A 25,021-nucleotide genomic window follows, 5' to 3' on the forward strand; every position below is an offset into this window, starting at 1 on the left:
TTTATTTTTCTGAGATTCATGCTGTTTATGCAATTGGGTTTTTTCAACCAGATGAGAACATACTTTATTTTTGCATATCTGTTTGTTGTTCTTTCTGATTACCATCAACGACTTTACCTTTAGAATTTTGAGGTACAAGTTTTGCGGCTTCACTATTTTTTTTCAGAACCCATAGTAAACGATTGACTGCTTGTTTACGTTGCTGGGGTGTTTGGGTGTTTGGTAATTGTGAAAATTCGGCAGTGGGAAAGATTTGATTGCTGGTTTGATTCTCTGCGGAAGGGCGAACAGTTGGTGTGGGTGTAGAAATATGATTAGCTTTCATCAAATCCAAGGTTTGAGCTACTTGTACTTGCTGTTCAATTTGCTGGCTTGAGGAAACTAAACCGCTTAAACCATTGACAAGCTGTCTTAAATTGGTACGAAATTTGGGGTCACCTGTTAATTCATCTAAATCGGAGGTAATTTTTTGGGTATTTTCAAATGTCACCCTGGCGGAATCTAAGGTTTGTTGTAAGACTACAGCGTTTTTGGGATCGTTAAGGGTTTTAGTGGCATCCCGGAGGTTTGCTGATGCTTGTGCTGCATTAGCTGAGAGGGTTTCCAGATTTTTGATCAGTTCCCCTTGTGTTAAGCGATTTAGAGATGGTGAAAGGCTGTTAACTGTTACACGTAGTTGGTTACTGCTTTCGGAGATATTATTGAGGGTAGAAACTAGCGAAGAACGGTTGCTGGTGACGAGGCTATCGAGGTTATTTAACAACCTGCTCGCATCACTACTAGTAGAACGCAATTGTGTGGCGGTGGCGTTAAATTGGTTGGCTGTTGTCCCAAATTGGTTGAGGGTGCGATCGGCAGTTACACTGAGTTTGGAAGTGGAAACACTAACTTGATTAGCGGTGCGTTTTAATGATGTTGTCAGACCGGAAACGTTATTAAATTGAGATTGAGAGCTTTTGCTGAGAACGCTGAGATTTTTACTTAATTCGGCGACATTTGCTGCCGCGATCGCACCTTGCTCTAATACTTTATTCAGATTACTGTAAAATTTGGGGTCGCTGTAAACGACTGCAAGGTCATTGGTAGAGCGCAATACTTCGTCAATGCTAATACCAATCTTACCTTGAAGACGGCTGCCATTACAAACAATTTGTTGTTCATCGCAATCTTTTTCTAGGGGCTTTCCGGCGATGGCACCTTCAGGAATCGATGATTTGGGAAAAATATCAATTAAACTTTCAGCAATTAAACCGCTTTGGTTAGCTTCCACAACCACATCACGGGGGATAATCAAGTTAGGTTGGTTAATTTCGATTTCTACTTCCACATTATTTGGTCCCGGCTTAATCGACGCAATTCTGCCCACCTTTACACCGCGAAAGCGGACTGCGGCTCCTTTTTGCATCCCCCCAGCATTCGCAAACTCAACAAAAGCTTTATAGGAATTTTGGGAGGCTGTAAAGCGGTTTAACCATAGGAAAATTAACCCAAACACACCTAACCCAACTAGGAATAATAACCCGACTGAACCCTCTCGTACTGTCCGCAGCGATCGCATGTTTAACTCCTAACTTCTAACCGTTCTTATCCCGCTACTTGAATTGGTCCTCTGACACTACCACTCATAAATTGTCTAATCAAAGGATGATCTGTAGTATCAACTTCATTCACATTTCCTTGCCATTGCACTTTACCCTGGTACAGAAACACAAGTCTATCAGCTGTACGGCGAATCGTACTATCCTGGTGGGTGACAATCGCATAGGTGCTACAACCTCCGGAAATCGTACCTAATTCGCGAATCAAATCTTCGATCACAGTTGACGCAATCGGATCAAGTCCGGCTGTCGGTTCATCGTATAATAAAACTTCCGCCGAATCTTGAGGGCGATCGGGATTGGAAATAATTGCCCGTGCAAAACTCACCCGTTTCCGCATCCCTCCCGATAATTCCGACGGATATCTATCTCCAATTCCCCCCAAACCAACCATTTCTAACCTCTGATTCACCAAATCGCGAATCCTTTGCCTGGACAACTTGGAATGTTGATACAGCAAAAATCCGACATTTTCCTCCACCGTCAACGAATCAAACAAAGCTGCTTGCTGAAATACCATCCCAATTCCCACTGGGTCATCACCATCTTCGATTAAACCCTGTCGTCGCCTTCCTTGTATATAAACTTCCCCAGAATCGGGTGCTGTTAACCCCGCAATCACTCGTAAAACCGTCGATTTCCCAGTTCCCGAAGGACCAATTATTCCTAATGCATCCCCTCTATAGATAGTTAAATCGATATTATCTAAAACTTTATTATTACCAAACGTCTTAGAAACACCTTTTAATTCGATAATTGGCTCTGTCATTTTAATTGCGAGTATTGAATTAGTCGTTAATAGGTAAAGGATAGTGGTTAATGGGCGGTGGAGAATAAGCAATCATTTAATTATTCATGGTTAGAGCCTCACAAATAACTAGCAGCCACTAAACTATGCTTGATATTATCGTTATTGATCGCAGTATTATATAGATAAACTGCGGCTAAATTAGTTACACATTAGTTACACACAATCATAGACGTTTAATCGTCTCAGAAAGTTTAATTCCCCTACTTCTAGATTTTTCCCCACACCCTATTCCTCACAAATCTTAAAATAAGCCAACTAAATCGGCTTTTAGAAAATGCTACTGTCAGGATGAATTAAGTCAGACTCGCGATCGCGTCTGCAACAAAAAACTATTCTAGCTGCACCTCAACGCTAGCAAACACAAATACCCTGACTTGAGGCAGGGATTAAAAGGAGGATTTAACTTGGCTAAGTTGAAAGTAGGCATTAATGGATTTGGTCGCATTGGACGTTTGGTGTTCCGTGCAGGTATGAACAATCCCAATATCGAGTTCGTAGGTATTAATGACCTCGTACCCCCCGATAACCTCGCCTATTTGTTGAAATACGACTCTACCCACGGTTCCTACAAAGGTACTGTTGAAGCCAAAGCTGATGGGATTGAAGTTGATGGTCGCTTTATTCCTTGCGTGTCGGTTCGTAACCCAGCGGAGTTACCTTGGGGTAAACTTGGTGCTGATTATGTAGTGGAATCTACTGGTTTATTTACCGATTTCGCCGGGGCATCAAATCACCTGAAGGCAGGCGCAAAAAGGGTAGTTATCTCCGCACCCACTAAAGACCCGGAACATGTGCAAACTTTTGTGGTTGGTGTAAATCATCACTTGTTTGACCCAGCTAAACATACGATTGTCTCGAATGCTAGCTGTACTACGAATTGTCTGGCTCCCATCGCTAAGGTAATTCAAGATAACTTTGGCTTGGCTGAAGGTTTAATGACCACAGTCCATGCTATGACCGCTACTCAACCCACTGTAGATGGTCCCAGTAAAAAGGACTGGCGCGGTGGTCGTGGAGCGGCACAAAATATTATCCCTTCTTCCACAGGTGCAGCTAAAGCTGTTGCGCTGGTGTTACCGGAATTAAAAGGGAAGTTAACGGGAATGGCTTTCCGTGTCCCAACTCCGGATGTCTCTGTAGTTGATTTAACATTCAAAACCAGTAAATCCACTAGCTACGAAGATATCTGTGCTGCCATGAAAGCGGCTGCGGAAGGCGAACTGAAAGGGATTTTGGGATATACAGGGGATGAAGTGGTTTCCACTGATTTTCAGGGGGATGTCCGTTCTAGTATCTTTGATGCGGGTGCTGGCATTGAGTTAAATCCCAACTTTTTTAAAGCTGTATCCTGGTATGACAATGAGTGGGGTTACTCTAATCGGGTAATTGACTTGATGTTATCGATGGCAGCAAAAGAAGGAATTTAACCAAGTATCCTGGTTACTGTGTAAAGGTTAATTCTGGCAATGTTTCATTTTGTAGGGCGGGTGATGCCGCTCTACATTCTCGAAGTTGCCCGCCTTTGGGAAATAGCAAGCGAGACGCTTGCACTACTTATTTTTATATGATTTCTAATAGTCCCCGTAGGCGCAAGTTGGAACAATTTCCCGGTTCAGAGTTGTTGTTCTCCATACTGACGACAAACCACATCAAAGTATCTAAAATCGATAAGCCAAAAATGGAATCAACATCTCCGCTCGACTCAAACCGCCATGAATACCAACGGGATGTTTTTTTGTGGCATCATCAAAACAAACATAGCCATCTTTGGGAAGAATTACTGCATCTCCAATACGCTCGTCATTAATATCGCTCAAATTTTCCCCAGTTAATCCCAATAAACCAAGAGCGATCGCTTGTTCTTTCCACAAAAATAGCATTTTTTCTGCTAAATTTTCTTGGATGTAATCAGCAACTATTACCTCTTTCCCCTTGCGAATATGCAGATATTGATAGCGAGAACCTCCGGTTTGCATGAGCAAGTTTTGGGTTAAAGTTGGATGTTTCTCCAGCCAAATGATGTTTTCCGGGTAAACTGGTATTTGTCCGTGGTCTGCGACTAATAACAATACAGTATCACTACGTCCTGCTAACGGTGCGAATAATTCCCGATGTAGGGAAAAATCAATTGCTGCGACTTCTGCCCGATAATTAGGGCTTAAGGGTTGATAGCGGTGGGCTAAAGTGTCAATATTGGGGATATAAAGGTACGTGAAACTGGGATGATGGGATACTAAAGATTCACATCGCGATCGCAATTGACTCAAAGCATCTGCTGGTGTCAAGTATCCCACAAAATTGTCTGTACCGGCACTACTTCCAGCACTTGTAAATCGGCTGATACTGGAATTTTTAAACTGGTAATAATTAATAATTTCCACATTTACCCCGGCTTTTTCCATACGCAGATATATATTTGGTACTGGGATTAAAGTATCGGGGTTGAGTTGTGTATCCAAGTACGGTGTGGAAGTTGGGGAAACGCTAGGGCGAAAGCCGATTAGATTTACCGCACCACCAATTTCTTGAAAATAAACGTTGGTTCCCATTAATCCGTGTTGAGCAGGCGCATAAGCAGTGGCAGCCGAAGTTAAAGCGGTAACTGTTGTTGTGGGAAATACGGAGGTTGCAGGCATAAAAAAAGCTTGCTCTTTCCTGCAAGCTTCAGCTAATCTCGGTGTATCCCCTGCATTCATCAATGTGATTAGCTGGTCGTAACCTAAAGCATCCAAGATTAACAACACCACATGTTTAATCGGTGCTTGCGATCGCCAACTGTTCCAAGCATCTGTAACCGATTTTACACCTAGTAATTCCGGTCTGAAGGTCGGTACAGGATTCTGGTTGCTTAACACTGGTGCTTCTGGGCACAAAAAATCTACCGCCAAAGCTGCAATATTTACCAAACCCAAGCCGTCGTAACTGGGTTTATACATTTCCACGCCGAAAGTCTGCGGTAATTTTTGTCTTTCTACCAGGGCTTGTTCAGCAATTAAATGTATGTCACTCATATATATCACTCATACTTGTTTCTCTAATTCCATCATGTATTAGAGTTTGTGGCTTAGAGCTTGCTGGATTCATTTTACTCAACGGTGAGTATCAGTCGATTCCATTCAACCCCAAGAGGTTTAGATAATTACTGAATGTTTGTGTCTGAATGTTGGTATAAATATTTTTTGTGAGTCATTATAAAGGAACAAAAACAGAAAAAGCAAAAGCCAAAACTTTATTGCGATTATGGCGACTCAAAATCAAATTCACTTGCCCATTCCCCCATATTTTAACCCGGATACGGTTGGTCAAGTTTGGCGTGTACCTTACCAACAACGTGCGACTGAGGCACGAGCATGGGCGAAAAATTATCATCTTCAACCCGCATCCGCAGACAAAAAGCGTATTTGTTTGCTCTTAATCGATGTACAAAATACTTTTTGCATTCCTGATTTTGAATTATTTGTCGGTGGCAAGTCTGGAAAAGGTGCGATCGCAGATAATATAAGGTTGTGTGAGTTTATCTACAGGAATTTAGGCACAATTACAACAATTGTACCAACGATGGATACCCATACGGCAATGCAAATATTCCATCCGATTTTCTGGATTAATCAAGATGGAGAACACCCAGTACCCGCAGCCACAAATATTACACCAGATGATATTGAACAAGGGATTTGGCAAGTTAATCCGGCGATCGCATTTAGTTTAAATTATAGTTATGAGTTTTTAGCAAAACATGCCTACCATTATGTGCAAAAACTCACACAAAATGGCAAATATCCTCTGACTGTCTGGTCTTATCATTCAATGTTAGGTGGTATTGGACATGCTTTAGTTTCGGCTGTGGAGGAGGCTATATTTTTCCATTGCATCGCCCGCAATAGCCAAACACAATTTGAAATGAAAGGCGATAATCCCTTAACAGAGAATTATTCTGTATTACGTCCAGAGGTAATGGAGGGGTTTAATCACCAGTTAATTGCTCAAAAAAATTCACGATTGGTTCAACAACTTTTAGAATATGATGCGGTAGTAATTGCTGGACAAGCCAAAAGTCATTGTGTTGCCTGGACTGTGGATGATTTGTTAACGGATATTCAACAAGTTAATGCTAGTTTGGCGAAGAAAGTTTATTTGTTAGAAGATTGTACTTCACCTGTAGTTGTACCTGGAGTCGTAGATTATAGTGATACGGCAGATGCAGCTTACACCAGGTTTGCTGAAGCTGGAATGAATGTCTTGAAATCTATTGATTTTGAAGTTTAGTCTTTATGTTAATTGGGTATCAGATGTTATATCAGGTTCACCAAAATAATTAGGATAAAATCGATATGGAGATGGGGAAACGCAAATAAAAATCAATGATTGTCAAATAAGAACATTTCAGAAAATACTTGATACCCATCTTCCCCCTTATTTCTCCAGTGGAATTTGCTTCCAAGCAATAAGAAACCCAGTAGAGATGCATTTAACTACTGAGTATCTTGGCAACATACATTATTAATTTGTAACAAATACATTTTCTCGCGACGGAACAATACCCCCGATTTTCAGCTTTCAATCTGTAAATATTTCTGTAAACCTTACGCCAAACGTGCTTTTGCCAAATCGCGAATTAAAAGCAAGCGCGAGTAAAGGTATGAACTTGCCATATTCGTTTCTTCTGTATCTAACATCCCTTTAAACTCAAGCTGCCTGAGCAATTGATGTACGAGTTCTGTGTCGCTGAAGCTAAGAAGGATATTTGTCTGAGTCTCTTCAACTATTGACCAAAGTTGACGCATTAATGAAGAACTCAGAGAAGATGCACGTGTTACACTTGAGTCGCGACTTTTGGGGAATGTTGCTCTTGTTTTAGTTTCTAGCATGGTACCGCTTCTGCAAATCTTAAGAGAATCTTAAGTTATTAAAGCCCCCTCTGGCGAAAAGTTTACATATCTTGACTAATTAGATAAGTATCTATACTTAGTTGCGAATAGCTGAGAGCGGGGAAAGGAGCTTGGCAAGCAGGAATTTGGTAGAAATTCATCGAGCGATCGCACAAACTATTGGCGATTAACATTTGGCGTGGCGTTTTACGCTAAAATTAAATACCTCAGCTTTCAAGCTGGATTTTTTTTGCCTCTACTATGGTTCAGTATACACTCGCTCAAAGTCCAGAAATTATCCTTACTGTTCCTGGTAAAGATTCCGCCAAAGCCCGTGAGAAAGCCATGGATCAGTTGATGGAACTCATGGATTCAGGCAAGTTACCAACGGAACTCGAAGAAGGATTTGGTTCTCAACAGTTAATTGAAGTGAAAGAAACAAATATTGAGAGTGCTAGCGACGAAGATGGAATTACTCAAGCTGTCCAAGTTCTGAGTAATCTTGCCACTCTGAAGTTAAAGGTTCAAGAATCGCGTGCTGAAGCTTTAGCAATCCGCAAAGCAGTTGATATCCTGTTTACCGACCAATCTGTAAGTGAGGAAGAAATTTCCCGCCTCAAGGAAGGTTTTAAGGTTCTCAAAAATTTCGCTCAAGCTAATCTCCGCTATCAAGAAGCACGTTCTAAAGCAGAGCAGGCTCGTCAAGTCCTTGATAAAGCACTCAATTCTGCTGAGAAATAATTTGGGATTGGGAATTTTGTGTTTCCTGCTTGAGTTTCATTCTGTCAACATCCCCAATACAAAACCAAAAAAGGTAGCCTTTAAAGACTACCTTTTAATTACTGAGGCGCTAGGATTCGAACCTAGGGATGTCGGGACCAAAACCCGATGCCTTACCACTTGGCGACGCCTCATCGCACTGACATTAATTAATATAACAGCGAATCCCTAGTTTTTGTCAAGTATTTTTTGTCTCGATTTCCGAAACGCTCAAATTTGGCATTGGGGTTGAATTTTTGCGTACTTCTGATATAAAAACTACTTAGCAACTAATCGGGGAAGGTACAGTGCAAACATTTTTAGTCACAGGTGGAATTGGTTTTATCGGTTCCAATTTCATTCTCAAAGCCAGAAAGGAAAATTGGGCTAATATTATCAATCTTGATAAATTGACCTATGCCAGCAACCCCCAGACACTAGCAGAACTAGAAGATGATCCTGGATATACGTTTGTGCGTGGAGATATTGCAGAGACAACATTAGTCAGCCAACTTTTAGAGCAGTACCAACCCGATGCAGTGATTAACTTTGCGGCGGAAAGTCATGTCGATCGCTCGATTATCAGTCCGCTTGATTTTGTGCAAACAAATGTAGTGGGGACGTTTCAACTTTTGGAAACTAGTAAAAGCCACTGGGAAAAATTATCTCCCCCAAAACGCGATCGCTTTCGCTTTTTACATGTATCAACAGATGAAGTCTACGGTTCCCTCAGCCCCTCTGATTCTGCATTCCGGGAAGACACACCCTACGCACCCAATAGCCCCTATGCTGCCTCAAAAGCTGGTTCTGACCATTTAGTTCGTGCTTATTACCATACCTACGGCTTCCCTGTCCTCACGACTAATTGCTCAAATAATTATGGTCCGCGTCAGTTTCCCGAAAAGCTGATTCCCCTAATGATTCTCAATGCCTTAAATGGTAAACCTTTACCAATTTATGGAGATGGGCAAAACGTCCGCGATTGGTTGTATGTTGAAGACCACTGCGATGCGATTTATCTGGTTTTACAACAAAGTCAACTGGGTGAAACTTACAATATTGGTGGCAATAACGAACAGAATAATTTAACCGTAGTTGGCAAAATTTGCGAAATTCTCGACCAGTTAGCGCCTCAAGCTGGTTTATCCCGTTCCTCGCTGCTGACTTTTGTGAAAGATCGTCCGGGTCACGATCGCCGCTACGCCATTGATTGTAGTAAGATTAAACGCGATTTGGGCTGGGAACCCAAGGAGAATTTTGAAAGTGGTTTACTCAAAACAATTCAATGGTATTTGGATAACCCCGTTTGGGTTGAGCAAGTCTTATCGGGCAGCTATCGTCAGTGGATTGAAAAAAATTATAGCGATCGGGAAATAGTCAGGGGTTAGAAGTTAGAAGTCAGAATTGGCAAGTTCTGATGAATAATCCAAATCTCCACTTCTGTTTCCAAAATCTAAAATCCACAATCTAAAATTTCATGAGGAGTGAACAATGAAGGGCATTATTTTAGCTGGAGGTTCCGGTACCAGACTGTACCCACTTACCCAAGTTGTCAGCAAACAGTTAATGCCTGTTTACGATAAACCAATGATTTATTATCCCCTGTCAACGCTGATGTTAGCAGGGATTCGCGAAATTCTGATCATCTCTACACCTGACCATTTACCGCTATTTCAGCAACTTTTGGGTGATGGTAGTCAGTGGGGTTTAGAGTTTAGCTATGTCGAACAACCCCAACCGGATGGTTTAGCGCAGGCTTTTATTTTAGGTAAAGAATTTATTGCTAATGAGCCTGTATGTTTGATTTTAGGGGATAACCTTTTCTACGGACATGGTTTAGTTGATGTGTTGAATCACGCATCAAAACTAGAAGATGGTGCGTTAATCTTTGGCTATCGAGTGGCGGAACCAGAACACTATGGTGTGGTTGAGTTTGATGAAACTGGAACAGTGATTAGTTTAGAAGAAAAGCCCGCAATTCCTAAATCTAACTATGCAGTGCCAGGTATTTATTTTTACGATTCTCAAGTTGTCGAAATTGCCTTGCAATTGCAACCTTCAGCCCGTAATGAACTGGAAATCACTGACTTAAGTCGAGTTTATTTGCATCGAGGACAACTGAAAGTGGAACTTTTGGGTCGAGGTTACGCTTGGTTGGATACGGGAACTCATGAATCTTTGCACCAAGCAGCGAGCTTTATTCAGACATTAGAACAGCGACAGGGTTTTAAAATCGCTTGTGTGGAAGAAATCGCCTATCGTCAAGGATATATCAATGCTGAACAGCTACATCGATTGGCAAAACCATTAATTAAAAGCAGTTACGGACGCTATCTAATGGATATTATTCACGATATTAAAAGTCAGTAAAGAAGACTTATCAACTTGGACGGATAGTCGCGTAGGGAGAAACCGGGTTTATCATCAAAAAGTCAGATGATGCTCGATACTTAAATCCAAGAAACCGGGTTTCTTTGGTTTTAAGGTTTACTTTATACATAACCTCTAACTGAACTATATTGCTTTATAAATAGGGTTTAAGTGATTAGGCGAACTTATATCTTCTGAAAACAATCACCCAAATACCTAAATCATCGGATACTATTGTTTGGGATTTAGTGGTGATAGGTTGCTAATGCTGGTATCAAATAAGTATATTATTATTCCTGTAAGCTTAAGTGTGACTTTGTTACTGACTAGTTGTAGCGAAAGTAAAGTTTCTCAATGCGAACGATTGATTAAAGAAGTGAAAGCAGGAACGGCACTTTTGGAGAATAATAAAGGCGCACAGGTGTCAACTAGCCTAAAACTGGCGCAAGACTTAGAGGAAGTTACAAAAACAGTTCGTGAGTTGAATCTAGGAGATGAAAAACTCAAGGAATATCAAAGCCGTATTGTCAAGGTTTTTAATACTCTCAGTCAAAATATTGGTAAAGCTGGTAAAGCACTTGGTTCTGCAAAAACAGCCCAGGCTTCGATTGCTGGACGTGAACGCATCCAAAAAGCACGGGAAAACATTGACTCAGCCCTGGAAACCGCAGCAAGTGCAGCTAAGGAATTTGATAATTCTGTGAACGGGTTGAATGATTATTGCAGCAAGCCATAATTTTAATACTGGTTCTCCAAGAATATTGCGACACCTGAATGCCCGTGTCCCGGCTTCACCTCGTCACATCCTCTCTAGGATTCTTTTGGACTTACGCCAAAAAATCCGGCTCATGCTATGGGCGTAAGTCCTGATTAAAGGTAAGTTCTCAACCCATCATGTAATCACAGTGGGTTTATCCATCCCTGTATTTTCGCGAATTTGGGCAATTTCATCAGCAATGCGAATCAAATCCCCCAATGCTACCTGTGTGTCCACATTTTGCTTCGCCACATCTGCTTCAAAACTTTCTAAATAAAGCCGTAATGTCGCACCTTGAGTACCTGTACCCGACAACCGGAAAACTATTCGTGAACCATCAGTAAAACCAATACGAATACCTTGATTTGTACTCACACTCCCATCTACGGGGTCTGTGTAGCTAAAGTTATCACTATATTCAACTTCGTAATTACCAAATTTCTTCCCTTTGAGGCTAGGCATTGCTTCTTGGACAAGCTTCACAAGTGTATTTGCCCGTTCCGAATCAACCTCTTCGTAGTCGTGGCGTGAGTAATAATTACGACCATAAATTTGCCAATGTTCCTTGACAATTTCTTCTACAGATTGCTGACGTGCTGCCAAGACATTTAACCAAAATAATACAGCCCAAAGTCCATCTTTTTCGCGGATGTGATTGGAACCCGTACCAAAACTTTCTTCACCGCAGAGAGTGGCTTTGTCTGCATCCAACAAATTACCGAAGAATTTCCATCCGGTGGGTGTTTCGTAGCAATCAATTCCCAATTTTGCTGCCACTCGATCTGCTGCTTGGCTAGTGGGCATCGATCGCGCAATTCCACTGAGTCCTTGGGCATAACCAGGAACAAGTTTTGCATTTGCCGCCAAGATGGCTAAACTGTCGCTGGGAGTCACAAAAAACTTGCGACCTAAAATCATATTGCGATCGCCATCTCCATCGGAGGCAGCACCGAAATCTGGCGCATATTCCCCAAACAGAATTTCGACTAAATCATGGGCATAGACTAAATTGGGGTCAGGATGTCCGCCACCAAAATCTTCTAAAGGTAAACCATTTTGTACGCATCCAACACCAGCACCGAGACGCTGCTCAAAAATGCCCTTCGCATAGGGACCAGTGACAGCGTGCATGGAGTCAATACACATTTTGAACTTACCACCTGTTACCAATTGGTGGATGCGATCGAAGTCAAATAAGGACTCCATCAAGTCTTGGTAATCCTGTACCGAATCGATCACCTCGACTACCATATTGCCGATTTTGCTCTCGCCTAATGTATCGAGATTGACATCGTTTGCTTCTAAAATTTTGTAACTATCAATTACCTGGCTGCGAGCGTAGATAGCTTCTGTCACCTTTTCTGGTGCAGGTCCACCATTACTAATATTATACTTAATCCCAAAATCCCCATTTGGTCCACCGGGGTTATGGCTGGCAGAAAGGATAATACCACCCAATGTTTTATATTTGCGGATAATACAGGAAGCCGCAGGAGTAGATAAAATCCCACGATGTCCGACTTTAACCCGGACAAAGCCGTTAGCAGCCGCCATCTTCAAGATAATTTGAATTGCCTGACGGTTGTAGTAACGACCATCACCACCGACAACTAAGGTTTGTCCCTGGCAGTTTTCCAATGAGTCAAAAATTGATTGGACAAAGTTTTCTAGATAATGGGGCTTTTGAAAAGCTGTCACTGATTTACGTAAACCAGAAGTACCTGGTTTTTGGTCACTAAAAGGAGTTGTGGCAACGGTAAGGATGTTCATAGGGTAATCAAAAAGTAGTAAAAAAGCGATCGCGTTTCGTTTTATGTTTTAGCCTGTTGGCAGACATTTCTGAAACCAAGGTGAAATACCAATAGGTAAAACACCCACTCTTAAACAGATACCCTATATTGGTCGATACTTAATATTTAATTTATTGATTAATAAAATTAACAACAACCTATTTTAATTTCGTAGCGACAGGTTAAAGTTCAATTCAGCATTAATAAACCTTTATCCCCATCCAATGTGGCTTTGATGCCCACAGGTAAGGCAGCGTTACAACCATCATGTCCAAAAGCCAAGTCGGAAACTATGGGAATATTTAAATTACCCAAACCTTCCCGCAAGACTTCTGCAATTGTAAAACTAGGGATATTTGCAGGTGCTTCGCATTGACTAAATCTACCCACTGCAATACCCCGCACTTTCCCTAAACATCCGCTCATTCGCCATTGCGTTAGCATTCTGTCAATCCGATAGGGTGCCTCGCCTACATCTTCAATTGCCAAAATGACATTTTCAAATTCAGGTTGATAGGGTGTACCGAGAAGATGGGTTGCCACCGTCAAATTTGCGGGTAATAAAACACCACTAACAACACCACTTCCCCAACCTTTACCCGAAAGTTCAGCCAGAGAACGTCCTTCAACCCAATCAAAAAGCCTTTGTATCGACCATTCCGGTTCTGCTGCTAGGGTAGTTAAAACTGGCGCATGAACCCCGGAAATTCCCACTTTGTAAAGACTCCACAGCAAAGCGGTGATATCGGAAAATCCAATTAACCATTTGGGTTGTAGGGAAGATGGGGAAAAATTATTGGGTATACTATTTCCCCACGTCCCCGCGTTCCCGCGTCCTTCCTGTTTCTCCTCTTCCCAATCCCAACTCCAATTTTCAAGAATTCGGGTACTACCAAAGCCACCACGGGCACATAAAATACCTTTGCATTCTGAATCTTGCCATGCGAATTTTAAGCGATCGCGTCTATCTTGGTCTTTTCCTGCTAAATATCCCCATCTGTCATCTATCTCTGGGATGACTTCAACTCGATAACCTCGATCACGCCAAATTTTGATACCCCGTTGAAAGGGTTCTAATTCCCGTAAAGTGCCACTGGGGGCAATAACTCGCAATAAATCCCCTGGTTGCAGTGGCGGGGGAATAATAATTTGGGATTGGGGGATTTGGGGTTGCGATCGCATGAAATTAATTGTCAAGCTAAAGTTTAAAGGTTAGAAGTGAAAAATAATAAGCATTTTAACCCTTCCTCTTCCCCTTTCCCCTCTAAGGAATCATGTAAAAATAAGTAGTGCAAGCCTCTCGCTTGCTATTTCCCAAAGGTGGGCTTTCTGTCCTCGGAGTTTTCCGTGAAGAACATCTCCCCGGAAACTCCTCTCCACACTACTTGTTCAATTTATTTTTACACGAATACTAAGGAACAGGAATTTAATAACTTACAATTCTGAACGAATATGAAATGGTGCGTGACGCTGCGCTAACAGCACCCTACTTTTGCACTTTATTTCATTCACATTCCTAACCATAGCGAAACTGTGAAAGCATTAATCTAATATCCGGAATCGCGAATAAATTTCGATTCTTCAATTTTGATTTGGGTTTGCTGTCTCTTGATTTGTGATGAAGACTGTCTCACGGCTGGCTGTTGCGCGAACATTGCCCTTAATACATATGCAGGATCGACATGATTGCCATTATATTTTAAACCCCAGTGTAAGTGAGGTCCCGTAGTCCGTCCGCTCATCCCAACGCGCCCAATCCTAACTCCGGCGGGGATTTTTTGACCCTCAACAAGTTGAATTGCCCCCCCACGGTCAATTAGATAACGTATACCATTGGCTGTTGCCATATTTCCTTCCATGTGACAGTAGGTATGCTGCCATTGTCCCGACTGAATTGTTACTTGTGTACCGCACGCACCACCATCAGCCACTTTGGTGACAACTCCTTCCCACCAATTACGAATGTAACTACCTCTTGGGGCTGCAATATCCAAACCACTATGGAATTCCCAACCGTTTCCCCCTGTTGCTGAAGGACGGTAGCCAAAGCCAGATGTGTATGCCTGAAAATTTTCTACAGGGAATGAAGCCGATTGCCAAGCAATACTTGTGGCGACTTGCTGGGTTTTCGCCTGTCGTCCTTTCGCCATTGCTGGTTGAAACACAAAACCAATCAGTATTGTCAGACTTAATCCTAATATAAATAAGTTGGCTACATTTTTCGCTAATTTTTGTCGCCGCTTACTCATCCTTAATAATTCCTTAAAACAATCACTACTGGTCTGACTTTTGCCTGTGTTAATACTAGTTTTATTCTTAACTGTGTATTAATTTTTTCTTAAACTTAACCGTCCATAGCTGCTAAATTCAAGTTTAATTGTATTTACAAAGTTAATACTAGGTATCTAATATATCAAATTCGTCGTAGATTAATAGCCATTATGATGAGACGAAAACAAAAGCATAATGTTTCAAAGTTGTTAAAATTGATGTGCATTTAGCTTTAGACTTTATTAAGCTATTGAAATAAAGCTTTGTGACTAAAGTATTTTAAAATCCTTTCATGACGATAAAGCCATGCTGACGGAGATATTCCCTTTTAGCTTTGAAATAGATAAGATTGCGATCGCAGGTACAACATTATGGTCTTTAGCCCTATATCTTGGTCTTTCCAGCCTCAGTGAAAAGATTATAGAGTTATTGAACCGTTGGTTTAATTTTGCCGAAGGTTTTCTCTACGTCAGCAAAGAGGAATTTGAAAAAACCCGCAAAGCTAGAGAGTCACAAAATGCTTTTTACGCTTCAGTTTTTAGTATTGTGCCGTTTTTGGCTGTGGGTGCATTGGTAAACTGGCTACTCGATTTAGGTTTAGGGGGTAGCTGGGGAATTAGTACGGGAATCCTTGCCTGTATGGGTTGTGGGGTGTATGAATTAGGAAGGAGAACAGCACAATCTGAGGAGGAATGAATTATATCAGGTTCGCCTGAATAATTACGACCAAGCTGCGCCACTGTGGCAGGACAAAAACTGACACCGTCAATTAGTCTCATGGGGTTTATTGGGTTCAAGGCTTGATAAATAGCCTTTTAAGACATCTTCATCACCTCTTCTTTCACAATATTTGCCAATTTCGTGGCTGCCCCAGTTTCACCGCGAACTTTGCGTAAGTCATCCCGTACTTGTGCTAATTTGGTGGGATTGTCTAAATAATCTAAAACTAAATCTGCGACTTCCTGTGGTTTGAGTTTTCCCACTAATTCCGGTACTATCTCTGCCTGTGCCCAAATATTAGGCCATGCTAATAAACCTTTTTTACGTAAAAACCACCAATTAATTAATTTTGCAAAGCTAGAACCAACACCAGGTAAATTCGCCAAAATACCGAGATAACCATCCCACGATCGCATGGCATCAAGTTGTTGTGTTGGTAATAAAACAACCATTGGCACACCAAGGGAACCAAGTTCCGCAGTATTTGCACCGACGGTCGTTAAGCAGATACTACACTGTGATAGTAAATCATGGGCAGGATGTTTTTGGTATAGTTCTACACGTAAGCCCTTGACTGTTTGCAGAATTTGGGTGTCATTTTCTGTAATTAACGAACCACCTTGAAAATCAAAATAATTAGCAACAGGATTGGTTGTCGGGTTCGCAAAACTCTCCAAAGTCGGTAAATCTAAAGTGGGTGCAACAGGGATTACAAAGCGAGTTTGAGGATATTTTACAGAAATATATTCAGCGATCGCAATTGTCAAGGGTACGCCCTGAGCTAATTTAGCAGCCTTGGAACCCGGTAAAATGCCAATAATTTCCCTTTCTCCTTTCCCTTCAACACTTTCCCCCAAATTTGCTTCTGCCATTAAATCACCCACAACCACAAATTTATCTTGATATTTGGGTGATACTTTGGCGGCAACTTCGGCTTTCATTACCCCAAAGCGATCGATTAAATTATGCCAGCGTGCATCCCATTCTGCATAAACTACGGTTTTATATCCCAGTCTTTTACCAATGACTACTGGGAAAAATTGATCGCCACCTAAGAATATAATTACGCCATGTTTTCTCCAATCCCAATTTTCGATAGTCTTTCCCCACAGTAAAAATGACCAGAAATATTCGGCACTTTGGACTCGATTTACTTCTGGATAAGCAAGAGCAATATTAGCTTCTTTACCACTAGCATTAGGACAAGGTGACAGCACAACGGATATGCGAATTTTTTCGCTATCATTACCTAAAATTTCCCGTAAAGCTTTGACAACAGGACGTACCCAAGTTGTAACTTCACCGGGACCATTTGAGAGAATAAGAATATCTATTGGAGTCATCTGATTTTGGATTTGGGTTTGGGTGTTAGGCATTGAATCATTACAAGCCTTTTTCCTTTGATATTATGACTTAAAAGTAGTACAAAAGTAGGGTGCTGTTAGCGGAGCATAATGCACTATTTCCAATCTGATAAATTGTAAATAAATTGTAAATGATTTGCAAAAAAAACTTCAATATTTTCCATAATTGTTTATTGATATCAACGAAAATAATTATTTTTGGAGATGAGGAGATTAGGAAACGAAAGTATAATTAACCGATAGTTAGACTGTAAATTATCCTATAGCTCTGACTCAAACTACAATCATTAACCTTGTCTTCTGCAACTAGCCGTAACTCAATTAGCTGGCATATCATCAAAATTTATAATGACAACCAAAAGATAAAACTTATAGCCGTAAACCGACATTTTTGAGTTGTTATAGTATACAATTTATATTAATTGGGGTCATATTTGAAACTGCTGGAATTATTTTTGTAATATGTATGGGCAGTTGTTGACCACTGTTTTTCAACTTTGTAAATATCAGGGCTAACTCAACACTTCCAAATTGTATGCAAATCTCAGATAATTCTCATAAAACTGCTGAAAATACTGCGGAAATTAAAAATTTAAAAGGCTTTGATGCCAACCATCCACCAGACCCAAAATTAATTGATAGCTGCGTACATTGTGGTTTTTGCCTCTCAACTTGTCCCAGTTACAGAGTTCTGGGTAAAGAAATGGATTCACCACGAGGACGTATCTATTTAATGGATGCAATCAATGAAGGTGAAATCGCCTTAAATGACTCTACAGCACAACATTTCGACTCTTGTTTGGGTTGTCTTGCTTGTGTGACAACTTGTCCTTCCGGCGTACAATATGACAAATTAATTTCTGCAACTCGCCATCAAGTAGAACGTAATTACCCCCGCAATTGGATCGATAAATTATTTCGTAAATTAATCTTCTCCCTATTTCCTTATCCCCAACTTTTACGTATTTTCCTCATCCCCTTATTTTTATATCAAAAATTAGGCTTACAAAAGCTCGTACGTGCAACTGGAATCCTGAAATTAATTTCACCTCGATTAGCGGCAATGGATTCAATCTTGCCAGAAATTACCTTCAAAACTTTCCAAGATAAATTGCCGACAATTATTCCCGCACAGAATGAAAAACGCTATCGTGTTGGTGTAATTTTAGGTTGTGTTCAAAGATTATTTTTCTCCCCCATTAATGAAGCAACTGTGCGTGTTCTCACTGCCAATGGCTGTGAAGTTGTGATTCCGAAATCCCAGGGCTGTTGTGCTGCATTACCCGAACACCAAGGACAAACCGAACAAGCAAAAGCTTTAGCAAGGCAAATGATTGATAGTTTTGCTGATACTGATGTTGATTATGTGATTATCAATGCGGCTGGTTGTGGTCATACTTTAAAAGAATATGCTCATATATTAGAAAATGACCCTGAATATAGTCAAAAAGCTCAAGAATTTGCTGCGAAAGTTAAGGATGCCCAGGAGTTCTTATACAACATTGGGTTAACAACAAAATTATCACCACTGACTGATAAACCTTTAACTATGGTTTATCAAGATGCTTGCCATTTATTACATGGACAAAAAATAAGCGTCCAACCACGTCAGCTATTACAGCAAATTCCCAATCTTAAATTAAAAGAACCTTTAGATGCTGCTTTATGTTGTGGAAGTGCAGGTGTTTATAATATGCTGCAACCGGAAGTTGCTGAAGAATTAGGACAGCAGAAAGTACAGAACTTGTTGAATACTGGTGCAGAGTTAATCGCATCACCAAATCCTGGCTGTGCATTGCAAATCAGTAAACATTTGAAATTACAAGGAAAAGATGTTGCTGTCATGCATCCAATGGAATTATTAGATTGTGCAATTAGGGGTGAGAAATTACATTTAATTGATTAATTGGTTACTTGAATTAACTCATTAATCAACAACTAACTCTAGTCTGAAAATATCAAAAATGATTACCGAAACAAGTACAACTTCCAGGGAGTAATCTCTAACAACCCATTACGCTTGAAGACGACACGAAAATGTGCCAGAGGTTGTTTCTCGTTGGTAATGGCAACATTAGAACCGTGAAGTTCTTGAAACATAAATGGTAGAGGTGTATCGCGGAAATGATCATAAGCTACTTGGTTGATGGGTTCGTAGTCAGTAATAACACCGTTTTTGTTGACGGCAACGCGATATTTTAAGTCTTGTTTGGAACTGGTTTTACCATTCCAATATTGCCTTAAATTTGCACTTAATTGTCGCTGTAATCTATTTATAAGCCTGGATTCAGTAATTTTATCACCAACAACATCAGGTCTTTTACTAAAACCCCACCAAGGACTGATTTCCAATACACCTGATTTACGGAAAACAACCCGAAAACTGGCAAATGTTTGATTTACCGAACCTGGAATGGTAGATGTTTGACTGGCAAACGCGGGTAAAGGTGTTTTTATAACTTGGCTATTTGCTGTTTTATCCAGTGGTTGATAAGCAATGATATCGCCATTGGTGGCGACTGCAACTCGATAAACTAAATCTTGCGTCAGATTTTTACGATCGCTCCAAATTGGGTTAATCTGGTTAAATAATTGCCGCTTTAATAAGTGTAATTGCGAATCATCGCTGATTTCGCGAGGCTGTGATGTGCTGGCGCTTTTCGGTATGGAGCTTACTTTGCCATTATTTGCCAGTTGTTTGACGATTGGCTGCGTTGTTTGCACATTGACAATTACTGGTTTATTTATGACTTGCTGATATTGAGTAGTGATAGTGAGTAAATGGGGATAAATCTCAAATAAAATCATAAGATATGAAATTAATTACTAATTTCGCTAAGTTCCGATTCTTGGCGCAGCCAGAATCATGTAATCGCAGCAATGATTCCAAGAATAATCAGGAATAATATCAATATATACAGTTTCCTACTTTAACGCGATCGCACAAAATCTTGGACTACCAGTGTTACAGTTAGTAACTTATACCAAGCTACTTTCCCCTATGCTACTTTCAGGCTGATAAATTACTTAATTTTTTCTGACTAGATATATATTTCCGTTCCTGAATCACCGTTCCAGCATAATTTCTAATACATTTGGTAACTATGGTTGACAACGGAGACGACTCGTATTGAGAATTTGCGGAAATGGCATGATACGGAGATGTGGTAGTTATTTTTGATGCCAATTTTCCAAAACTCTCATAACTATGCAATCCCCCTTTAAATATTTTTTTTTCAAACTAAATGAGAAAAGTTTGCACTTGAGCTATGCTTGTTACAAGGGCTAATTTTATTATTTATCAATTGTCGAAATTTAATTTCGTCAGCCTTGCTGCAAGCTTATTGCATTTTGTGAGGATTAGTTTTGAGACAAACAGTCATAAAACAAACGATCGCCGTTGATTGGTGCGATCGCTGGCAAGTATTTCACCGCTTGCAGGAATTAGGTATCAATTGCTGGTGTGAGGCAAATCAGCCTTTGATGGTGGAAGTTGAAAGTGCGATCGCGGCTATTCAAGTTTGGAGCGTGATTCGTCAAGTGACTTCTTCCCGCCAGCAGTTGATTTGGGCTTTGGAGCGATGCTGGCATCGGAATCTGTAGTTATTTTTTATAGCGGTTCTCAGTTCTACTATTTGCAAACAGGAGGTCAAGCCAATGAATAAATACCAGAGTACGGAAATCACTCAATTCTGCCTTGAGGGTCGTTTTCTGGAGTTTGTGATTAAGGATGGTTATAAGCTCAAAGGTCTCATGATTATGACTTCGGAAGGTGAATACTACGTTAAATTGGCAAAACATCTGAGGTTTGCCTTTGACTTAAGATTGCCTCCTGGTACCGTGTTGCAAATTTTAGGTACTAAAAAATACTGTACTGAAACAGGTAGGGTGAAACTCAAAGCTGATCGCATTATGGCAGCTACCGGCGAGCGCGAAATTCATCCGACTTCAGTGGCACAAGCTGTAATGGTGAGAGAATCCGACAATCCCAAACCAGAAAAGAAAGCAGTGATTTTGATGTGTCAAAAGTCAGACTGTATGAAACGGGGAGGCAAAGCCCTTTGTCAAGCTTTAGAGAATGAATTGGGCGATCGTAATTTAGATAATGTTAGTATCAAACCGACTGGCTGTATGAAAAACTGTAAAGGTGCGCCAAATTTAGTTATGCCAGATAAAACCCGCTACAGTCGCATTCAGGCGCAGGACGTACCCGCTTTGTTAGATAAACATTTCCCAAAAGTCACTCCCCATAGACAACCTACGGAGCAACTTCAAGAAGGAAATATAGTTGTACCTGTGGTTTGCTAGTTTTTAAGCTTGTTAGTTTTTTCTTTGATTAATGAGAAATACTTACAATAGTATTTCTACCCGATTATTTGCATTTCTTGATGTAACTTTTTGCAAACATGACTCTTTCTCTAATATTAGGTCGGAGTCAGTTTTTTGCTGCGCTTATACTGTGAATAATTAGTATCAAGACTATTAGGAATCATGTAAAAATAACTAGTGCAAGCGTCTCGTTTGCTATTTCCCAAAGGTGGGCATCTTGCCCACTACAGCAACAACAAGATGGGTAATTTCTTTTTTGCAAATTACCTAAGTGAAGCTAGAAAGCCATACTGGAAAGAAAAGTTCAGCATTTCCTGCTTGCTTTTGGGGAAAAGAAGGTGACAATCGGTTTAATAGTTACTTTCTTCAGTTTGTGTTTAAGAATATCTAAGTCTTGATTTTCTGGCGCAGCAAAATACTGAACATGCTCACTTGCTTTGCCCCTCAACTCTTCACATAAGATATCTAAATTTTTGTATTTTTCACTACGTTTTATCTTGTATTTAAGTTCCAGTCCAGGAGATTTTTAGAGAAATAATTTGTAATCAAACTCTAAATTATTTAGCTTGATATTTGCCGTTTATTCCAGATTGTCGAAATAATAAATAATTTTTTCTGCAACCAATATGACTTGTAATCTTACTGGAATTATTTTAATTGTGTAAAATTCATCAAGCAAACGTATAGCTTTTATAAAGATTGTAAGAATTTTTACGTAGAAACAAGATTAACTATTCGACTTTTATAGATAAAATTACTTACAATTAATAAATCAATTAAGTAATTATTTTATCTAGAAAAAATATGGCAAATCTGGTTAAGCAAATCAATCAAAAGATACTCAAACGTATCTATAGGATACCGCCTTTAAAAAAACAGGCGGAGTCAGATTATGAAGAAGCTGTAAAGGGTTATATTGAACATTTACCAAAGCTTGCTCCCGAAGATTTAAATTTAGTAGAGACGGTGAGACGGGAAGGGGTAGTAATAACTTCATTAGATAACTTGTCAATTCCCTCATCAAAGAAAATGTTTGAGGTATCACAGAATTTGATCCCACAGATACCCAGGAATATTCCTGGTAAAAAAAATGAATATGTCGTTCATGCTAGTTCTCAGCAAATGATGGAGAACTCTGAGATTCTTCTATGGGGACTAGAACAACGCATACTCAATATTTCTGAAAATTATCTTGGCTTACCCGTTGCTTTTCACGGAGCTTATTTTCGTCGAGACATTGCTAATCGGATTGAAAAGAAATCGAGATTATGGCATATCGATATTGAAGATTTGAAGGTGCTAAAAGTGATTATTTATTTGCAAGATGTGAATGAAGATAATGGTCCATTTGAGTATATTCCTTTGTCTTTAAGCCATCAAGTCGCGAAAAAACTGAGATATAGGAATGGCTATGTCCAAAATCAGAGGATGCAACGAGTGTTAGCAGATTCGCATTACCAGTCTTGTACAGGTAAAGCTGGAACAGTCATCATTGCAGCGACTGGTAGCGTCTTTCACCGGGGTAAAATACCTATCGCCTCAGATAGATTTGCATTATTTTTTGACTACACATCACGCTTGCCAAAATACTCATTTTTAAATCAGTATTCGATGACAAAAGAAAATTTACTTTTGCTTGCTAGTCGAGTGTCTGAATCCCAACGTCAAAGTTTGTTATGGCAAGAACACGCCTTTTATACATAACCTGACTAAAATTTGAAGCTGTAATTCTGTGTCAAATATTTTTTAATTTTTTGCTTTTGTTTTGGTATTTATTGATTATATGGAATGATTTAGGTGTGCTTTAAGGTTGACAAGCGATGAAAATAATCAACTTAATATCCCTGCTAATATCTGTGTCTTTTCTCTGATACCATTTCACGAAAAATCTGATACAGATGTAAATCCTGAAAGCTTTGCTGCATCTAAGTTTTTTAATTGCGTTAGCGAAGCTCTTCCGAAGGAAGCATTGCGTAGCTTGCTTCTCGCGGAGCGAGTATTGCGTTAGCGTTAGCTCTCCCGCAGGGAGCATTGTGAATTGGTATGAGAGGACAGGGATATTAGTTTTCAGGTTTGTGGCTGATTATGTTCTGGGTGCAAATAAATTCAAGACTAGCAGCTGACACTTACAGGCTATTTAAGATAAAACAGTAATGCAATCCCCGCGATCGCAACTAAAACTCCTGCGATCGCTCTTAAGCTTACCTTATCCCCCATCAACATCGATAATGGTAAGACAAATACTGGACTCGTTTGCAATAAAGTCGAAGCAACTCCCACGGCAGTAAATTTAATTGCTACTTGTTGTAACCAAATACCTAAGTAAGTTCCGCAAAAAGCCGCAAAGCAGGTTGCTAAAATAACTTTTTTTGATTGCCAATAAGGAAAAATAGGACTTGTTCTCGATTGCTGTTGCCGCAAAATCCCAGGTATTAGTACGAATACAGCAGCACCTAATCTCAACAAAGCCGCCCATAATGGGTTGATGTTAATATTCGTATCCGCAAGCGCTGCCCGTGACAAAACAGCGCCCGCAGCATTTGCGATCGCAGCAATTAAACCAAAAGTAATTCCTTGCCATTGGGGAGGTAAAGGCGGGAACAGAAAGAATATAGAATTTTTCTGTTTTTGTCTTTTTCTTTCTCCCCCATCCCCATCAATCTCCAGAGTACGTTCGCTGATTACCCAGGCAACCCCCAGAATCGTTAACAAAATACCGCACCAAGCACTGATATTTATTCCTTCTCGCAAAAATATCCAAGCCAACACAGCAGTAATTGGAGGTGCGAGGGTTTCCAGTAATAGTACCCGTCGCGCCCCCATGCTATTAATAGCTGCCAAAAATGCTGTATCCCCCAATCCAACTCCAATTAATCCACTTAACAACAGCAAACATAGGGGAATTGGGGGCAGTAGAGGGAAGAAGTCTCCTGTAATCACAATTGTCACCACAAGAAAAGCGATCGCAACTATTCCCTTGATCAAATTTAGGTGCAATGGCGGGATATGCGCCCCTACACGTCCGTAAACCACTGACGATATGGACCATAAAATTGCAGCCACTAGAGCCGCAATTTCACCTTCAAAGTTTGTCACTTAATTACAAAAATATAAATAAATTATTAAAAGTAATATACATGTATTTGCAATTTTTGGAAATATTTAATAATGTAAGAAATATCAGATAACAAGGCAATTAAATATTAGCACTCGCAGCCATAAACTGCTAATTTAATATTCGCAATCTTAGCACTCGTGGCGATTAACTGCTAATAATTATTCATTGGTCTATTTGTTGTTATCATCCATCAATCTGATTACTATTTCTCAGGTAAGCGGATTTGATAAAAACCAGAAACATCTTTGAGAAAATCTCACATCTAA

General features: G+C 40.2%; 23 protein-coding genes and 1 tRNA gene. 12 read left to right on the forward strand and 12 right to left on the reverse strand.

What is annotated here, in order from left to right; translation table 11 throughout:
• Nucleotides 1-64: 64 nt before the first annotated feature.
• Both VB733_RS02445 and VB733_RS02450 read right to left on the reverse strand, forming a co-directional pair.
• Nucleotides 65-1,558 carry an MlaD family protein gene (locus VB733_RS02445; RefSeq protein ID WP_323338525.1) on the reverse strand — a complete coding sequence of 498 codons (1,494 nt, stop codon included), beginning with the start codon at nucleotides 1,556-1,558 and terminating at the stop codon, nucleotides 65-67.
• A gap of 26 nt (nucleotides 1,559-1,584) precedes the next feature.
• Nucleotides 1,585-2,367: an ABC transporter ATP-binding protein gene (locus VB733_RS02450; RefSeq protein ID WP_323338526.1), complete on the reverse strand. Its 783-nt coding sequence runs from the start codon at nucleotides 2,365-2,367 to the stop codon at nucleotides 1,585-1,587.
• A 446-nt stretch (nucleotides 2,368-2,813) separates the two neighbouring features.
• On the opposite strand from VB733_RS02450, the gene gap reads away from it, so the two are divergent.
• The gene (gap, locus tag VB733_RS02455) at nucleotides 2,814-3,836 is read left to right on the forward strand and encodes a type I glyceraldehyde-3-phosphate dehydrogenase (protein WP_323338527.1); all 1,023 of its coding nucleotides are present in this window, start codon (nucleotides 2,814-2,816) and stop codon (nucleotides 3,834-3,836) included.
• Between the two features lie 231 nt (nucleotides 3,837-4,067).
• Here the strand turns inward: gap and VB733_RS02460 are convergent, their stop codons facing one another.
• Nucleotides 4,068-5,420, reverse strand: coding sequence for an alkaline phosphatase family protein (locus VB733_RS02460; protein WP_323338528.1), 1,353 nt, complete (start codon nucleotides 5,418-5,420; stop codon nucleotides 4,068-4,070).
• A gap of 229 nt (nucleotides 5,421-5,649) precedes the next feature.
• Between VB733_RS02460 and VB733_RS02465 the strand changes: the two genes are divergently transcribed.
• A complete protein-coding gene (locus VB733_RS02465; RefSeq protein ID WP_323338529.1) occupies nucleotides 5,650-6,675 on the forward strand; it encodes an isochorismatase in 1,026 nt (341 codons plus the stop codon).
• Between the two features lie 317 nt (nucleotides 6,676-6,992).
• On the opposite strand, the gene VB733_RS02470 is transcribed toward VB733_RS02465, so the two are convergent.
• Together VB733_RS02470 and VB733_RS02475 are read right to left on the reverse strand one after the other, a co-directional pair.
• Nucleotides 6,993-7,277, reverse strand: a complete 285-nt coding sequence (locus VB733_RS02470) for a hypothetical protein (protein ID WP_323338530.1) — start codon at nucleotides 7,275-7,277, stop codon at nucleotides 6,993-6,995.
• A gap of 62 nt (nucleotides 7,278-7,339) precedes the next feature.
• A complete protein-coding gene (locus VB733_RS02475) occupies nucleotides 7,340-7,471 on the reverse strand; it encodes a hypothetical protein (RefSeq protein ID WP_323338531.1) in 132 nt (43 codons plus the stop codon).
• A gap of 67 nt (nucleotides 7,472-7,538) precedes the next feature.
• Here VB733_RS02475 and VB733_RS02480 point away from each other — a divergent pair, with 67 nt between their 5' ends.
• Nucleotides 7,539-8,018 (forward strand): hypothetical protein, encoded by a 480-nt coding sequence (locus VB733_RS02480; RefSeq protein ID WP_323338532.1) that lies wholly within the window; start codon nucleotides 7,539-7,541, stop codon nucleotides 8,016-8,018.
• Between the two features lie 101 nt (nucleotides 8,019-8,119).
• On the opposite strand, the gene VB733_RS02485 is transcribed toward VB733_RS02480, so the two are convergent.
• Nucleotides 8,120-8,191 (reverse strand) — tRNA-Gln (locus VB733_RS02485).
• Between the two features lie 153 nt (nucleotides 8,192-8,344).
• On the opposite strand from VB733_RS02485, the gene rfbB reads away from it, so the two are divergent.
• The 3 genes from rfbB (at nucleotide 8,345) to VB733_RS02500 (ending at nucleotide 11,142) form a co-directional block, all read left to right on the forward strand.
• Nucleotides 8,345-9,424 (forward strand): dTDP-glucose 4,6-dehydratase, encoded by a 1,080-nt coding sequence (gene rfbB, locus VB733_RS02490; protein ID WP_323338533.1) that lies wholly within the window; start codon nucleotides 8,345-8,347, stop codon nucleotides 9,422-9,424.
• A 103-nt stretch (nucleotides 9,425-9,527) separates the two neighbouring features.
• The gene (rfbA, locus tag VB733_RS02495; protein ID WP_323338534.1) at nucleotides 9,528-10,406 is read left to right on the forward strand and encodes a glucose-1-phosphate thymidylyltransferase RfbA; all 879 of its coding nucleotides are present in this window, start codon (nucleotides 9,528-9,530) and stop codon (nucleotides 10,404-10,406) included.
• A gap of 265 nt (nucleotides 10,407-10,671) precedes the next feature.
• Nucleotides 10,672-11,142: a hypothetical protein gene (locus VB733_RS02500; RefSeq protein ID WP_323338535.1), complete on the forward strand. Its 471-nt coding sequence runs from the start codon at nucleotides 10,672-10,674 to the stop codon at nucleotides 11,140-11,142.
• A gap of 156 nt (nucleotides 11,143-11,298) precedes the next feature.
• Here the strand turns inward: VB733_RS02500 and VB733_RS02505 are convergent, their stop codons facing one another.
• The 3 genes from VB733_RS02505 to VB733_RS02515 all read right to left on the reverse strand — a co-directional run bounded on the left by VB733_RS02505 (nucleotide 11,299) and on the right by VB733_RS02515 (nucleotide 15,202).
• Nucleotides 11,299-12,933 carry an alpha-D-glucose phosphate-specific phosphoglucomutase gene (locus tag VB733_RS02505; RefSeq protein WP_323338536.1) on the reverse strand — a complete coding sequence of 545 codons (1,635 nt, stop codon included), beginning with the start codon at nucleotides 12,931-12,933 and terminating at the stop codon, nucleotides 11,299-11,301.
• 209 nt (nucleotides 12,934-13,142) lie between these two features.
• Nucleotides 13,143-14,135: an LD-carboxypeptidase gene (locus VB733_RS02510; protein ID WP_323338716.1), complete on the reverse strand. Its 993-nt coding sequence runs from the start codon at nucleotides 14,133-14,135 to the stop codon at nucleotides 13,143-13,145.
• Between the two features lie 365 nt (nucleotides 14,136-14,500).
• Complete coding sequence (locus tag VB733_RS02515) at nucleotides 14,501-15,202, reverse strand: M23 family metallopeptidase (RefSeq protein ID WP_323338537.1); 702 nt, start codon at nucleotides 15,200-15,202, stop codon at nucleotides 14,501-14,503.
• Nucleotides 15,203-15,530: 328 nt separating this feature from the next.
• Here VB733_RS02515 and VB733_RS02520 point away from each other — a divergent pair, with 328 nt between their 5' ends.
• Entirely contained in the window at nucleotides 15,531-15,920 is a 390-nt protein-coding gene (locus VB733_RS02520) for a hypothetical protein (protein ID WP_323338538.1), read from the forward strand.
• 119 nt (nucleotides 15,921-16,039) lie between these two features.
• On the opposite strand, the gene VB733_RS02525 is transcribed toward VB733_RS02520, so the two are convergent.
• Nucleotides 16,040-17,287, reverse strand: coding sequence for a lipid-A-disaccharide synthase (locus VB733_RS02525; protein ID WP_323338717.1), 1,248 nt, complete (start codon nucleotides 17,285-17,287; stop codon nucleotides 16,040-16,042).
• Nucleotides 17,288-17,843: 556 nt separating this feature from the next.
• Between VB733_RS02525 and VB733_RS02530 the strand changes: the two genes are divergently transcribed.
• A complete protein-coding gene (locus VB733_RS02530) occupies nucleotides 17,844-19,214 on the forward strand; it encodes a (Fe-S)-binding protein (protein WP_323338539.1) in 1,371 nt (456 codons plus the stop codon).
• 62 nt (nucleotides 19,215-19,276) lie between these two features.
• On the opposite strand, the gene VB733_RS02535 is transcribed toward VB733_RS02530, so the two are convergent.
• On the reverse strand, nucleotides 19,277-20,116 hold the full coding sequence (locus VB733_RS02535) for a hypothetical protein (protein WP_323338540.1): 840 nt from the start codon (nucleotides 20,114-20,116) through the stop codon (nucleotides 19,277-19,279).
• A 558-nt stretch (nucleotides 20,117-20,674) separates the two neighbouring features.
• On the opposite strand from VB733_RS02535, the gene VB733_RS02540 reads away from it, so the two are divergent.
• From VB733_RS02540 to VB733_RS02555, 4 genes are all read left to right on the forward strand, one after another.
• The gene (locus tag VB733_RS02540) at nucleotides 20,675-20,911 is read left to right on the forward strand and encodes an Asr1405/Asl0597 family protein (protein ID WP_323338541.1); all 237 of its coding nucleotides are present in this window, start codon (nucleotides 20,675-20,677) and stop codon (nucleotides 20,909-20,911) included.
• Between the two features lie 54 nt (nucleotides 20,912-20,965).
• On the forward strand, nucleotides 20,966-21,616 hold the full coding sequence (locus tag VB733_RS02545) for a (2Fe-2S) ferredoxin domain-containing protein (RefSeq protein WP_323338542.1): 651 nt from the start codon (nucleotides 20,966-20,968) through the stop codon (nucleotides 21,614-21,616).
• A gap of 825 nt (nucleotides 21,617-22,441) precedes the next feature.
• Complete coding sequence (locus VB733_RS02550) at nucleotides 22,442-23,341, forward strand: 2OG-Fe(II) oxygenase (protein ID WP_323338543.1); 900 nt, start codon at nucleotides 22,442-22,444, stop codon at nucleotides 23,339-23,341.
• Between the two features lie 106 nt (nucleotides 23,342-23,447).
• Nucleotides 23,448-23,645, forward strand: a complete 198-nt coding sequence (locus VB733_RS02555; protein ID WP_323338544.1) for a hypothetical protein — start codon at nucleotides 23,448-23,450, stop codon at nucleotides 23,643-23,645.
• A gap of 125 nt (nucleotides 23,646-23,770) precedes the next feature.
• On the opposite strand, the gene VB733_RS02560 is transcribed toward VB733_RS02555, so the two are convergent.
• The gene (locus VB733_RS02560; protein ID WP_323338546.1) at nucleotides 23,771-24,733 is read right to left on the reverse strand and encodes a DMT family transporter; all 963 of its coding nucleotides are present in this window, start codon (nucleotides 24,731-24,733) and stop codon (nucleotides 23,771-23,773) included.
• Between the last annotated feature and the right edge of the window lie 288 nt (nucleotides 24,734-25,021).

This window comes from Calothrix sp. UHCC 0171, assembly GCF_034931845.1.
GTDB lineage: Bacteria > Cyanobacteriota > Cyanobacteriia > Cyanobacteriales > Nostocaceae > Brunnivagina.

Coding starts and splice junctions, on each gene's coding strand:
- VB733_RS02445 (WP_323338525.1), bottom strand. CDS start 1,558: ATGCGATCGCTGCGGACAGTACGAGAGGGTTCAGTCGGGTTATTATTC.
- VB733_RS02450 (WP_323338526.1), bottom strand. CDS start 2,367: ATGACAGAGCCAATTATCGAATTAAAAGGTGTTTCTAAGACGTTTGGT.
- VB733_RS02460 (WP_323338528.1), bottom strand. CDS start 5,420: ATGAGTGACATACATTTAATTGCTGAACAAGCCCTGGTAGAAAGACAA.
- VB733_RS02465 (WP_323338529.1), top strand. CDS start 5,650: ATGGCGACTCAAAATCAAATTCACTTGCCCATTCCCCCATATTTTAAC.
- VB733_RS02470 (WP_323338530.1), bottom strand. CDS start 7,277: ATGCTAGAAACTAAAACAAGAGCAACATTCCCCAAAAGTCGCGACTCA.
- VB733_RS02475 (WP_323338531.1), bottom strand. CDS start 7,471: ATGTTAATCGCCAATAGTTTGTGCGATCGCTCGATGAATTTCTACCAA.
- VB733_RS02480 (WP_323338532.1), top strand. CDS start 7,539: ATGGTTCAGTATACACTCGCTCAAAGTCCAGAAATTATCCTTACTGTT.
- rfbA (WP_323338534.1), top strand. CDS start 9,528: ATGAAGGGCATTATTTTAGCTGGAGGTTCCGGTACCAGACTGTACCCA.
- VB733_RS02500 (WP_323338535.1), top strand. CDS start 10,672: ATGCTGGTATCAAATAAGTATATTATTATTCCTGTAAGCTTAAGTGTG.
- VB733_RS02505 (WP_323338536.1), bottom strand. CDS start 12,933: ATGAACATCCTTACCGTTGCCACAACTCCTTTTAGTGACCAAAAACCA.
- VB733_RS02510 (WP_323338716.1), bottom strand. CDS start 14,135: ATGCGATCGCAACCCCAAATCCCCCAATCCCAAATTATTATTCCCCCG.
- VB733_RS02515 (WP_323338537.1), bottom strand. CDS start 15,202: ATGAGTAAGCGGCGACAAAAATTAGCGAAAAATGTAGCCAACTTATTT.
- VB733_RS02520 (WP_323338538.1), top strand. CDS start 15,531: ATGCTGACGGAGATATTCCCTTTTAGCTTTGAAATAGATAAGATTGCG.
- VB733_RS02525 (WP_323338717.1), bottom strand. CDS start 17,287: ATGACTCCAATAGATATTCTTATTCTCTCAAATGGTCCCGGTGAAGTT.
- VB733_RS02530 (WP_323338539.1), top strand. CDS start 17,844: ATGCAAATCTCAGATAATTCTCATAAAACTGCTGAAAATACTGCGGAA.
- VB733_RS02535 (WP_323338540.1), bottom strand. CDS start 20,116: ATGATTTTATTTGAGATTTATCCCCATTTACTCACTATCACTACTCAA.
- VB733_RS02545 (WP_323338542.1), top strand. CDS start 20,966: ATGAATAAATACCAGAGTACGGAAATCACTCAATTCTGCCTTGAGGGT.
- VB733_RS02550 (WP_323338543.1), top strand. CDS start 22,442: ATGGCAAATCTGGTTAAGCAAATCAATCAAAAGATACTCAAACGTATC.